Source organism: Nonomuraea sp. NPDC051298 (assembly GCF_055586305.1).
Window position 1 is genome coordinate 120685 of sequence record NZ_JBVJIM010000001.1, and the last position, 12122, is coordinate 132806.

11 protein-coding genes are annotated in these 12122 nt (G+C 71.9%); 4 read left to right on the forward strand and 7 right to left on the reverse strand.

Annotation, left to right across the window (positions count from 1 at the left end; all coding sequences use genetic code 11):
* Nucleotides 1-25: 25 nt before the first annotated feature.
* From thrS to ACZ6S0_RS00525, 3 genes are all read right to left on the reverse strand, one after another.
* On the reverse strand, nucleotides 26-1990 hold the full coding sequence (gene thrS / locus ACZ6S0_RS00515) for a threonine--tRNA ligase (protein ID WP_465912399.1): 1965 nt from the start codon (nucleotides 1988-1990) through the stop codon (nucleotides 26-28).
* 65 nt (nucleotides 1991-2055) lie between these two features.
* Nucleotides 2056-2661 carry a glycoside hydrolase family 25 protein gene (locus ACZ6S0_RS00520; protein ID WP_465912401.1) on the reverse strand — a complete coding sequence of 202 codons (606 nt, stop codon included), beginning with the start codon at nucleotides 2659-2661 and terminating at the stop codon, nucleotides 2056-2058.
* Nucleotides 2662-2691: 30 nt separating this feature from the next.
* Nucleotides 2692-3591, reverse strand: coding sequence for a TIGR03564 family F420-dependent LLM class oxidoreductase (locus tag ACZ6S0_RS00525; RefSeq protein WP_465912403.1), 900 nt, complete (start codon nucleotides 3589-3591; stop codon nucleotides 2692-2694).
* Between the two features lie 98 nt (nucleotides 3592-3689).
* Here ACZ6S0_RS00525 and pgm point away from each other — a divergent pair, with 98 nt between their 5' ends.
* Entirely contained in the window at nucleotides 3690-5324 is a 1635-nt protein-coding gene (pgm, locus tag ACZ6S0_RS00530) for a phosphoglucomutase (alpha-D-glucose-1,6-bisphosphate-dependent) (RefSeq protein WP_465912405.1), read from the forward strand.
* Between the two features lie 48 nt (nucleotides 5325-5372).
* On the opposite strand, the gene ACZ6S0_RS00535 is transcribed toward pgm, so the two are convergent.
* Nucleotides 5373-6065 (reverse strand): DUF2786 domain-containing protein, encoded by a 693-nt coding sequence (locus tag ACZ6S0_RS00535; RefSeq protein WP_465912407.1) that lies wholly within the window; start codon nucleotides 6063-6065, stop codon nucleotides 5373-5375.
* A gap of 14 nt (nucleotides 6066-6079) precedes the next feature.
* Nucleotides 6080-7321 (reverse strand): hypothetical protein, encoded by a 1242-nt coding sequence (locus ACZ6S0_RS00540; RefSeq protein WP_465912409.1) that lies wholly within the window; start codon nucleotides 7319-7321, stop codon nucleotides 6080-6082.
* A gap of 624 nt (nucleotides 7322-7945) precedes the next feature.
* Here ACZ6S0_RS00540 and ACZ6S0_RS00545 point away from each other — a divergent pair.
* The 3 genes from ACZ6S0_RS00545 to ACZ6S0_RS00555 are packed head-to-tail and all read left to right on the forward strand — an operon-like array spanning nucleotide 7946 to nucleotide 10158.
* Nucleotides 7946-9127 carry a cytochrome P450 gene (locus ACZ6S0_RS00545; RefSeq protein WP_465912411.1) on the forward strand — a complete coding sequence of 394 codons (1182 nt, stop codon included), beginning with the start codon at nucleotides 7946-7948 and terminating at the stop codon, nucleotides 9125-9127.
* 24 nt (nucleotides 9128-9151) lie between these two features.
* Nucleotides 9152-9898 carry an HAD family hydrolase gene (locus ACZ6S0_RS00550; RefSeq protein ID WP_465913356.1) on the forward strand — a complete coding sequence of 249 codons (747 nt, stop codon included), beginning with the start codon at nucleotides 9152-9154 and terminating at the stop codon, nucleotides 9896-9898.
* Nucleotides 9895-10158 carry a DUF4031 domain-containing protein gene (locus ACZ6S0_RS00555; protein WP_465912413.1) on the forward strand — a complete coding sequence of 88 codons (264 nt, stop codon included), beginning with the start codon at nucleotides 9895-9897 and terminating at the stop codon, nucleotides 10156-10158. Before ACZ6S0_RS00550 ends, ACZ6S0_RS00555 begins: the two co-directional genes overlap by 4 nt.
* Here ACZ6S0_RS00555 and ACZ6S0_RS00560 read toward each other — a convergent pair.
* Together ACZ6S0_RS00560 and ACZ6S0_RS00565 are read right to left on the reverse strand one after the other, a co-directional pair.
* Nucleotides 10111-10752, reverse strand: a complete 642-nt coding sequence (locus ACZ6S0_RS00560) for an HD domain-containing protein (RefSeq protein ID WP_465912415.1) — start codon at nucleotides 10750-10752, stop codon at nucleotides 10111-10113. The two genes, ACZ6S0_RS00555 and ACZ6S0_RS00560, sit on opposite strands and share 48 nt — an antisense overlap.
* Before the next feature lie 67 nt (nucleotides 10753-10819).
* Nucleotides 10820-12010, reverse strand: a complete 1191-nt coding sequence (locus ACZ6S0_RS00565; protein WP_465912417.1) for an ROK family transcriptional regulator — start codon at nucleotides 12008-12010, stop codon at nucleotides 10820-10822.
* Nucleotides 12011-12122: the final 112 nt, after the last annotated feature.

Sequence of the window (12122 nt, forward strand, 5' to 3'; positions counted from 1 at the left end):
CGCGCCTACGGGGTCGCGGGCGGGATCAGACCTGCACGCGGTGCTCGACGGCGCTGACGATCTCGGCGATGGCGTCCTCGATCGGCACGCCGTTCTTCTGCTCCCCGCTCCGGTAGCGGAACGACACGGCGCCGTTGGCGATGTCGTCGTCACCGGCCAGCAGCATGAACGGCACCTTGGCCTTCTGCGCGTTGCGGATCTTCTTCTGCATGCGGTCGTCGGCCAGGTCGACCTCGACGCGGATGCCGCCCTCCCGCAGCCGCTTGGCCACGTCCTGCAGATAGGGGGCGTGCGCCTCGGCGATGGGGATGCCGACCACCTGCACCGGCGCGAGCCAGGGCGGGAAGGCGCCCGCGTAGTGCTCGGTGAGCACGCCGAGGAACCGCTCGACCGAGCCGAACAGCGCCCGGTGGATCATGACCGGCGTCTGCCGCGAGCCGTCGGCCGCCTGGTATTCGAGGCCGAACCGCTTGGGCTGGTTGAGGTCGAGCTGGATGGTGGAGAGCTGCCAGGTGCGGCCGATGGCGTCTTTCGCCTGCACCGAGATCTTCGGCCCGTAGAAGGCCGCGCCGCCCGGGTCGTCGACGAGTTCGAGCCCCGACTCGATGGCCACCTGGCGCAGCGCCGCGGTGGCTTCGTCCCACTCCGCCGGGTCGCCGATGAACTTCTCCGACTCGTCGCGGGTGGACAGCTCGAGGTAGAAGTCGGGCAGGCCGAAGTCGCGCAGCACGCTGAGCACGAACCTCAGCAGCGACTTGATCTCGTCGGCCATCTGCTCGCGGGTGGTGTAGATGTGCGCGTCGTCCTGCGTCATGCCGCGCACCCGGGTCAGGCCGTGGACCACGCCCGACTTCTCGTAGCGGTAGACCGAGCCGAACTCGCACAGCCGCAGCGGCAGCTCGCGGTAGGAGCGCCCGCGCGCCCGGAAGATCAGGTTGTGCATCGGGCAGTTCATCGGCTTGACGCGGTATTCGACGCCCTCCAGCTCGAAGGCCGGGAACATGTCGTCGGCATACCACGGCAGGTGGCCGGAGGTCTCGAACAGCGAGGACTTGGTGATGTGCGGGGTGTTGACGAACTCGTAGCCCGCCTCGGCCTGCCGCCTGCGCATGTAGTCTTCCATCTCCTTGCGGATGATCCCGCCTTTGGGATGGAAGATCGGCAGGCCGCTGCCCAGCTCGGGTGGGAAGCTGAACAGGTCGAGCTCGGCGCCGAGCCTGCGGTGGTCGCGCTTCTCGGCCTCCTCAAGCAGCTTGAGGTATTCGTCCTGCTTGTCGCGCGACTCCCACGCGGTGCCGTAGATGCGCTGGAGCTGCGGGTTCTTCTCGCTGCCCCGCCAGTAGGCGCCGCCGGAGCGCATGAGCTTGAAGGCCGGGATGAACCGGGTGGAGGGCACGTGCGGGCCGCGGCACAGGTCTTTCCAGCACAGCTCGCCGCTCTTGGGGTCGAGGTTGTCGTAGATGGTGAGCTGCCCGGCCCCCACCTCGACCGACTCCTCCGCGTCCGCGCCGCCCTTGAGGCCGATCAGCTCCAGCTTGTACGGCTCCGCCGCCAGCTCCGCCCGCGCCTCCTCGTCGGTGACGGGACGCCGGGAGAAGAGCTGCCCCTGCTTGACGATCTCGCGCATGCGCTTCTCGACGCGCTTGAGATCGTCGGGGTTGAACGCCTGCTCGACGTCGAAGTCGTAGTAGAAGCCGTTCTGCACCGGCGGCCCGATGCCCAGCTTGGCCTCGGGGAACAGCTCCTGCACCGCCTGCGCCATGACGTGGGCCGTGGAGTGGCGCACGATCGCCCGGCCCTCTTCGCTGGAGATCTCGATCGGCTCGACGACGTCGCCCTCGGCCAGCGGATGGGCCAGGTCACGCGGCTCACCGCCGACCCGGGCGGCGACGACGGTGCGGTCGTCGGCCCCGAGCGCCTCCCCGGCCGTCGTGCCGGCCGCGACCACACGCTCGGCTCCGGCGAGGGTGATGCGTAGCTCGGCTGACACGGTGACTCCCTGTGGATCGCGCTCGATGCCCGGCACCGAGGCAAGGTCGATGGTGAACACCGATGCTATCGCGGGTCAAACCCCAGGCTTGTCAGCTCCTGTCTGCTCCCGTGGAAGACGTTGCGGTCGACGGGGCTGCTGGCGTATTGGTGGATGGTCCAGTCGTTCCAGGGCCTGGGCACGGGCGGCCGGCCGCGGGGGCTCGCGGGGCTGGCCAGCCAGAGCGGATAATCGCCCAGTCCGGCGCAGTGTCCGCCGCGCGCGAACGCCTGAAAGGTGTAGATGAAGGGCCGCAGGCCGGTGTACCGCTCGACGAAGGAGCACCAGCGGCGCGCGAAGCGGGCGACCCGTTCCGGGCGCGCGCGGTCGTTGGTCTCCAGGTCGAGCGCGATCAGGTCGCCCCGGCGCAGGCCGCCGGCCGACCCGATCACGCCGAGGAAGTGGCGTGCCTGCTCGATGGGGTCGCCCTTGGGCCGGGCGAAGTGGTACGCACCGCAGACCATCCAGCTCTCGCGCATGCCGTTCCAGTTACGCGCGAACCACTTGTCGGTGTAGTCGCCGCCCTCGCTCGCCTTGGCGAAGGCGAAGACCACTCCGTTCTCCGCGTGGCGGTCCCAGTTGACGGCGCCCTGCCAGTTGGACACATCGATGCCATGTAGCACGCGTCTCACCCTGTCGGAGTCTATGGAGACGTCTCCTGATCAGCCGTTCGCCGCGCCGATCAGCAGGTTCCGCGTGCGTTCCCGGTTCGCGAACGGCGAGCCCACGAAGTCGGTCACCCCCGCCCGCCTCAGCTCGTCGAGCTTGGCCAGCACCGTGTCCTCGTCGCCGACGACGGCCACGTCGCCCGGCCCGGCCGCGCCCTCCCTGTCGAGCATCGCCCGGTACGACGGCAGCGTCCCGTACATCGAGAAGATCTCGTTGGCCCGCGCGACGGCGGCGGCCGGGTCGTCGGTGACGCTGATCGGCAGCGCGCAGACGATCCTGGGCGACTCGCGGCCCGCCTGCGCGGCGGCGGCCGTGATGGTGGGCGCGACGTGCCGGGCCACGGTCTGCGGGCCGGTCATCCACAGGACGGTTCCGTCGGCCACGGTGCCCGCCAGCTTGAGCATGCGCGGGCCGAGCGCGGCCACCAGCACGGGGAAGCCCGCGCCCGGCGTGGTCAGGCGCAGGTCGGCCTTGAGCGTCTCGCCCTCGTAGGCGACGCGCTCGCCCCTGGAGAGCGGGATCAGGATGTCGAGGTACTCCTTCATGTGCCGTCCCGGCCGCTCGAAGCTGTAGCCGAACATGTTCTCGATGACGATCTGGTGCGACAGGCCGATGCCCAGGGCGAACCGGCCGCCGAGCGCGGCGTTGGCGGTCATGGCCTGCTGGGCGAGCGCGCCCGGGTGACGCGGGTACGTCGGTACGACGGCGGTGCCCAGCTCGATGGCCGGCGCCTGAGCCCCCGCCGCGGCCAGGGCGGTGATGGCGTCCAGGCCGAAGATGTGGGAGAGCCAGGCGGAGTCGAACCCGTCGTCCGCCGCCCGCGCGATCTGGTCGCGCAGGTCGCCGATGGGGTCGGGGCCTTGGGGCTCGCTCAGGAAGTATCCGTAGCGCATGAGAACAGAACTCCGTTCTGGTGACTGACGCGAATGTATCTCCTCACGCCTCCGCTCGGTCATCCGCCGGGCCGTGCCCGATTTGTAAAGTGGCCTCCATGACCCACGAACGCGCGGGACAGCCCGCCCAGCCCGCCGATCTGCCCGATGTCGCCAGGCTCGTGACGTCCTACTACGCCCTGCGTCCCGACGCGGGAGAGGTGGGGCAGCGGGTGTCGTTCGGCACGTCGGGGCACCGGGGGTCGTCGCTGAAGACGGCCTTCAATGAGGACCACATCCTGGCCACGAGCCAGGCCATCTGCGAATACCGGCAGTCGCAGGGCACCGACGGGCCGCTGTTCCTGGGCATCGACACGCACGCGCTGTCGGAGCCCGCGCGGGTCTCGGCGCTGGAGGTGTTCGCGGCCAACGAGGTCGAGGTGCTCGTCGACGCGCGCGACGGCTACACGCCCACGCCCGCCGTCTCGCACGCCATCCTGCGCCACAACCGGGGCCGCACGACCGCGCTGGCCGACGGCGTCGTGGTCACGCCGTCACACAACCCGCCGGGCGACGGCGGGTTCAAGTACAACCCGCCGCACGGCGGTCCCGCCGACACCGACGCCACCACGTGGATCCAGGACCGCGCCAACCGGCTGCTGCAGGACGGGCTCAAGAGCGTGCGGCGGGTGCCGTACACGACGGCGCTGGGGCGGGCGGGGCGCTACGACTTCCTGTCCGCGTACGCCGACGACCTGCCGTCGGTGGTCGACCTCGACGCGATCAGGTCGGCAGGGGTGCGGATCGGGGCCGACCCGCTGGGCGGGGCGAGCGTGGCCTACTGGGGGGAGATCGCCGAGCGGCACGGGCTGGCGCTGACCGTGGTCAACCCGCTGGTCGATCCGACGTGGCGGTTCATGACGCTCGACTGGGACGGCAAGATCCGGATGGACTGCTCGTCGCCGTACGCGATGGCCTCGCTCATCGCCAACCGCGACCGCTACGACGTCGCGACCGGCAACGACGCCGACGCCGACCGCCACGGCATCGTCACGCCCGACGGCGGCCTGATGAACCCCAACCACTATCTCGCCGTGGCCGCCTCCTACCTCTACGCCCACCGCGACGGCTGGCCCGCCGACGCCGGGCTGGGCAAGACGATGGTCAGCAGCGCCATCATCGACCGCGTGGCCGAGTCGGCGGGCCGGCGGCTCTACGAGGTGCCGGTGGGCTTCAAGTGGTTCGTGCCCGGCCTGCTCGACGGGTCGCTGGGGTTCGGGGGCGAGGAGAGCGCGGGGGCGTCGTTCCTGCGGCGTGACGGCTCGGTGTGGTCCACCGACAAGGACGGCCTCATCCTGGCCCTGCTGGCCGCCGAGATCCTGGCCGTCACCGGCGAGTCGCCGAGCGCCCGCTACCGGGCGCTGGTCGAGCGGTTCGGCGAGCCGGCGTACGCGCGCGTGGACGCGCCGGCCACCCGCGAGGAGAAGGCCGTGCTCGGGAGGCTGTCGGCCGAGCAGGTGACGGCCGACTCGCTGGCGGGCGAGCCGATCACCTCGGTGCGGACGTCGGCGCCCGGCAACGGGGCCGCGCTGGGCGGGGTGAAGGTCTCCACGCGCAGCGCCTGGTTCGCGGCCCGGCCGTCGGGCACCGAGGACGTCTACAAGATCTACGCCGAGTCCTTCAAGGGCCCCGACCACCTGGCCGAGGTGCAGGAGGAGGCCCGTTCCCTGGTCTCGGCCGCCCTGGGGGCCTGAGCGCGGGCGTCGCGACGTCCTATCGCCGGATCGGCCGCGGGGAAAGGGTCATCGGCCCAGTTCGCGGGCCGTGGCGGTGCTCATCCCCGTGCGTCCGAGGTCGGCCCTGCGGCCCGCGGCGACGCCGTCGCGGTAGCCGGTGCCGCTGGTCGTGGGCACGCTCATGCGGATGTCCGGGTAGCGGGCGGCCACGGCCCGCTCGACCTCGGCGCGGCGGTCGGCCAGGACGAGCGCGGAGCCCGTACCGGCCGACTCGGCCTCGGCGCGGGACTCGGCCGCGCACAGCAGCCGGTACACCTCGTCGGTGAACCCCAGCAGCCACGACCTCCGGTACGCCCGCACGGCCCGCACATCCCCTGGCACCCGCACCCTGGACAGCCCCGTGGCCATCTGCAGCAGCAGCGACGTGGCCATCAGGTCGGCCCGCTCCAGGTCGGCCGCGAAGCCGAACACGTGCACGCGCTGCCCGCCGTCGCCCCGGCCGATCAGCAGCGGCCGGCAGCGCACGGCCTGCGCGACCAGGCTCACCAGGCGGGCCTTCTCCCTGGCCCAGGGGGCGGGCAGGGACACGATGCGGTCACCGGGGAGCTGACGGGTGCCCGCGGGAGGCAGGGAGTCGATGCCGTGCCTGGCCATCAGCGCCGAGGCGGCGGCCATGAAGGTGGCCCGCTCGTGCTCGTTGTCGGTGCGTTCGGCCTTGGCCAGCAGTTTCCTGACGCGTTCGAGCGTGCGCTCCCGCACCTGTCCCCGGCCCCCTACAGCTTGGTGGTCAGCACCCGCCCGTCGTCGGCGATCGCGGGGAAGGCGCCGGTGTCGACGATGCCGTGCTGCTGGTACAGCGCCTCGATGAGGGCGTGCGCCTGCGGCTCCAGCTTCCACAGGGCACGATACTCGCGCGCCGTGGCCAGCGGGATGCCGATCTCCTGGGCGATGTCCACCGTACGGGGCACGATGCCCTTGGCGATCTGCCGGAGCCAGAACTCGCGGGCGGCCCGCATGCGCGCGGCCCGTTCGGCGGTGCTGACCACCTGCGGGGTGGCGTCGAGCACCTCGATGTCCTCGTCCTCGTCGTTCACGAGTTCGGCCAGCGCGCGCGGCAGCGCGGGGCGGGCGGGCACCGGGTGGTGGTCGGCCTCGGGCTCCCAGGGGACGCGGGGGTCGGCGTCGATGAGCGCGGTGGTGTTGTACAGGGCGGCGATCTGGGCCAGCAGCGCTTCCTGGCGCTGCTGGTCCACGGCCAGGCCCGTGTGCTCGACGGCCTGGTCCATGGCCTTGTCGAGCTTGGCCAGCGCGGCGCGCATCTTGCGCTCCGAGCCGCCGCCCTCGCGCAGCGCCTTGGCGCGCTTGGCGGCCAGCGCGACGCGGGTCAGCCTGCGGTGCGCGTCGACCTCGCTGGCGGTACGGTCGCTGACCTCGGCCAGCCCCATCCTGACCATCAGCCGCTCGGGGGTCAGCCGCCAGTTGATGCGGCCGGTGCCGCGGATGCGGTGGCGTTCGATGGCCATGCCGCGCTCCCACAGCCAGGCGGCCACCAGCGGGGCCGCGAGCCTGAACAGCGCCTCGGGCAGGCTGTGCGCGTCCATGCTCGACAGGACGGCGGTCAGGGCGGTCAGGGCCCAGACGGCGATGCCGTCGATGCCGCCCGAGTAGTTCTCGCGCATGTTGCGGCGGGCGCGTACGGCAGAGGTGATGATCGCGACCTCGATGAACGCGAACAGCAGTAACCTGAGCGGCCCGTCGAGGCCCAGCACGTCTCCGGAGAAGCGCCACATGCCCTGCGCGGACACGCCGGTGGCGATGGAGGCGGCCACGATGGTCAGGACGTCCTCGACGGGACGGGGGGCGACGTAGGTGCTCCATAGCCAGGAGACCACGCGCCAGGCGACCCTGAGCACCAGGAACGCCAGCACCAGCCCGGCCAGGCTCAGCAGCGCGATGATGGCGGAGACGAGCGGCTGCTCCGTTACGAAGGCTGTAATTTCCTCAAATGTCGGCATCTGTCACTATCCGTGAGGCTCAAACTCCGGCTCTATGCGACGAGATCATCGCAGAATGTCGCCATCTTGTACGCCAAACGACGTCTCCCGCCCCATTTTGCCCATGTTTCACCGCTGTTCGATACTCCTCACGGAGGGTGCGCGGGGCGCGGCGCTGGGTGCCCTGCGGTCACAGGGGGTTCTCCTGCGGGCTCCGGCCCGTCCCGGGCCCCCGGATGAAGGGGTGAGGGCGGCGGGAAGGATGGGGGATGCCGTCTTGGTGACAGGGGTGATTCGGGGTGGCCGGGGGGCGAACGGCGGGCGCACAATGGGACCCGAGGAGAGGCCATGCCCGCACCGCCCGTACGCGACCGCGCCGAGCCCCCGCCCGGAGAGGCGACCAGGGCGTTGGCGGGCACGTGAGTGGGCCGAGGTCCCCCGTCGCGACCGGCGACCGCCGGGCCGTGGCCGCCCGGACCAGGGCTGTCGCGGAGGCCCGGTCGTACCCCGTCCGGCCAGGAGGAGGACGAGGGTGAGAGGTAAATTCGTCCTTTCGGAGGGCAACATACACCCTTCCGGATGGCACCATCTGTGCAGGGATTTATCCCAACATAGTGCGATGTATCCCCAGCAGGACGGATATCGATGTCAGAGATAGAAGAGTTCCCGCTCGTCCAGTTCATGCGTGACGGGTTCGACCCCGTGGGCGAACTGGCACGCATCCGGGCCGAGCACCCGGTCTTCCCGATGGAGATCCCCGGCGGCCAGACCGTCTACCTCGTCACCCGCTGGGAGGACGTACGCGGTGTGCTCGGCGACCACGAGCGCTTCAGCAACGACTTCGCGGGCGTGATCGGGCTGGGCTCCAACCAGGAGGACCCGGGTGGTCTGGGCTTCCGCGACCCGCCCGAGCACACGCGGCTGCGCAAGTACCTCACGCCCGAGTTCACCATGCGCCGCCTGCGCAGGCTGGAGCCGCGCATCGAGGCCATGGTCGCCGAGCACCTCGACCGCATCGAGGCCAAGGGCGCCGAGGGCCTGCCGGTGGACCTGGTGGAGGAGTTCGCGATACCGATCCCGTCGCTGGTCGTGTGCGAGCTGCTCGGCGTCCCGTACGAGGAGCGCGCCGCGTTCGTCAAGATCGGCAAGGACCGCTTCGACCTCAGCGCCGGGCCCGAGGCGTCGCTGCAGGCCATCAACGACGCGATGACGTACCTGGTGGACCTGGTGGCCAGGGAGCGGCAGAACCCCGGTGAGGGGCTGCTCGGGCAGTTGCTGATCGAGCACGGCGACGAGCTGGACGACCGCACGCTCGCCAGCATGGCCGACGGCCTGCTGACCGGCGGCCACGACACCAGCACCAGCATGCTCGCGCTCGGCACCCTGTGGCTGCTGCGCAACCCCGAGCAGGCCGCCAAGGTCCGCGAGGTCGACGGCTACATCGTGGACGTGGTCGAGGAGCTGCTGCGCTACATGACGGTCGTGCAGGTCGCCTTCCCGCGCTTCGCCCGCGACGACCTCAAGCTGCACGGGGTGCAGATCAAGAAGGGCGAGATGGTGCTGTGCTCGCTGACCGGGGCCAACCGCGACCCGGCGCTGGGCGAGAACATGGACCAGGTGGTGCCCGGCCGGGAGACGGCGGGCTCGCACATGGCCTTCGGCCACGGCATCCACCGCTGCATCGGCGCCCCGCTGGCGCAGATGGAGATGCGCATCGCCTTCCCCGCGCTGCTGCGCCGCTTCCCCGGCCTGCGCGTCGCCGGAGAGGTGCCGTTCAGGGAACTCGCCATCGTCTACGGCGTCAAAGAGCTACCCGTCGCCTGGTAGAGCGGTTACGTTCACCCTGTGAACGTGCACGTCATCGACCTGACCGCGATCAGCGCCGTCGTCTTCGACACCGACGGCGTGGTCACCGACACCGCTCAGGGGCACGCGGCCGCCTGGAAGCACGTCTTCGACGCGTTCCTGCGCGGCCGCTCGGCGCCGTTCGACATCCGCGACGACTACCTGCGCCACGTGGACGGACGGCCGCGCCTCGACGGCATCCGCACCTTCCTGGCCGCGCGCGGCATCACCGTGCCGGAGGGCTCTCCCGACGACGAGCCCGGCGCCCCGACCGTGCACGGGCTCGGCCTGGCCAAGGACCGTTCCTTCATGGCCCAGGTGGACAAGTACGGCGTGGCCGCCTTCCCCGCCACGGTGGCGCTGCTGCACGAGCTGCGCAGGCGGGGCGCGCGTACGGCGGCGGTCTCGGCCAGCCTGCACGGCCGCAGGCTGGTGGGCTCCGCGGGGGTGGCGCACCTGTTCGACGAGCTGGTCGACGGCAACGACGCCGCGCTGCTCAACCTGCCGGGCACGCCGGACCCCGCGCTGTTCCTGGAGGCGGCGCGGCGGCTGGATCTGCCCGCGCCCAAGGTCGCGGTGGTGGCGTCGGCGCTGCCCGCGATCGAGGCGGGCAGGAAGGGCGGGTTCGGCGTCGTGGTCGCGGTCGGCGGCAGAGGACCGGGCGACGAGCCGAGTGACGGGCCGGGTGAGGTCGTGGTGTCCGATCTGGGGGAGATCGAGGTGCGCGGGCGGGTTCTACCCTTGAGGGCGTGAGCGTACTGATCGATCCGCCCGACTGGCCGGGGCCGCGCGGCCTCATGTGGTCGCATCTCGTCAGCGACAGTTCGCTGGAGGAGTTGCACGCCTTCGCCGTGCGGCTGGGGGTGCCGCGGCGGGCGTTCGACCGGGATCACTACGACGTGCCGGAGACCGTGCACGCGCGGGCGGTGGCGCTGGGCGCGGAGGCGGTCAGCTCGCGCGAGCTGCTACGGCGTCTCGTCGGGGCCGGGCTGCGCCGCCGCAAGCGCCGTTAGCTCGGCCAGCTCGGCGGTCATGTTCGCGCGGGCGCGCTCCTCCCACAGCTCGCGGGCCGGCTCGCTCTGATACAGGCGGGGCGTGGCCAGCAGGCGGCGCAGCACCTCCGCGCGGCCCAGGGCGAACAGGACGTCGGGCACGTGGGCGTACTCCTCGCGGACGGCCCGCGCGTAGGCGTCGTACCCGGGGCCGCCGAGGACGGACAGGTCGGCGTCGCACAGCACGGCCCCGTCGCGGTCGCCGGGCCGCAGCGTGTCGTGGGCGGCCGTGAGGCGTACCAGGCGGGCGACCTCCGCGATCCGGCCCGCGGGCACGCCGCAGCGGGGCAGGCGCGACTGGGCGAGCTGGGCGCTGCGCTCCTCGTCCCAGCCCGGCCTGCCGTCGTAGACGGCGTCGTGGAACCAGGCCGCCAGGCGTACCGCCGTCGCGTCCGCGGCCTGCCCGGCCAGCCGGTCCACGGCGGACAGGACGGCGGCGAGGTGGGTGAGCGTGTGGTAGCGGCGGTGCGGCTCCGACCAGCGGGCGATCAGCTCGGCGCGGGTGGCGAGGGACGCGGCTGAGCCGCCCGCCAGTGCCGTCCAGTCGTCGATCATCGTTCCACCGTAGCGGCGGCGCTCGGAACGAAGGGCGGCGACCTTGTGTCGAGGCTTGATCTGACTCCTAGGCGATGGGAGGGACGGACTCGGGAGACACGGTGCCGCCGAACAACGGCTCGATCACGAGCGTCGCCGCGCCCAGCGCCACCGCGTCCGGGCCGAGGCGGCCCAGCACCACCGTCTCCGGGTGGAACGGCTGCGCCTGCGTGTTGGCGGCGGTGGCCGCGCGGATGTCGTCCAGCAGCCGCCCGCCCAGCATCAGGCCCGCCCAGCCGCCGATCACGATCCGCTCGGGGTTGAACAGGTGCACCAGGCTCGACAGGCCCACCCCGAGCAGCTCCACGCTCTCGCCGATCACCGGCGAGTCCTCCTCCAGCAGCCTGGCCAGTGCGGCCTCCTCGTCGGCGGAGTCGGCCACGACCCCGGCCCGGTCGAGGATCGCCTCGGCCCCCAGGTACGCCTCCAGGCACCCGCGGGCCCCGCACCGGCAGGTCCGCCCTCCGGCCACGATCTTCAGGTGGCCGACCTCGCCCGCGGCCTTGCCCGCGCCACGGTAGATCGAGCCGCCGGTCACCACCGTGCCGCCCACGCCCGAGCCCACCAGCAGGATGATCGCCTCGCTGGTGCCCCGGCCCGAGCCGAACCACAGCTCGGCCTGGCCCATCGTCTTGGCCCCGTTGTCCACGTGGAGGGGCAGCGGGGTGCCGGCCCGCAGCAGCGCGCCCAGCGGCACCGCCTCCCAGCCGAACGTCTTGGCCCGCACCAGCGCGTCCGCGCCCGGCTCGACGATGCCCGGCACGCCGACGCCCACGCCCAGCACCCGACCGGCCGGCACCTCGCCCTCGGCGATGACCGCGTCGACGCCGGCCAGGATGTGGCGGGCGACCAGCTCGGGGTCGTGCTTGGCCGAGCGGACCGCGTAGTGCGCCCTGGCGCGTACGTTCATCTCCAGGTCGAACAGCTCGACCTTGACCTGGGTCTCGCCGACGTCCACGCCCACCGCGTAGCCGTAGGCCGGGTTGACCTTGAGCAGCACCCTGGGCCGGCCGCCGTCGGAGTCGACCTGGCCCGCCTCGACGATGACGTCGTCGGCCAGCAGGTCGCCGGTCATGGTGCTGACCGTGGCCGCGCTCAGGCCGGTCTCGGCCGACAGCTCGTTGCGGCTGGCGGGGCCGCCGAAGTACAGCGCGCGCAGCAGCATCGCCTGGTTGCCCCGGCGAAGGTCGCGTACGGTCCTGCGCCCTGACGTGCCCATCCTCGTCCCTGTCCTCTCAGAAATCCGCCGCCATGGTAGTTCACGGCTGGTTCACGCCTCGAAGGGCGGGCCCGCGAGGCGGCGGCCCCGCGTGCCCGACACGCGCCGGTGA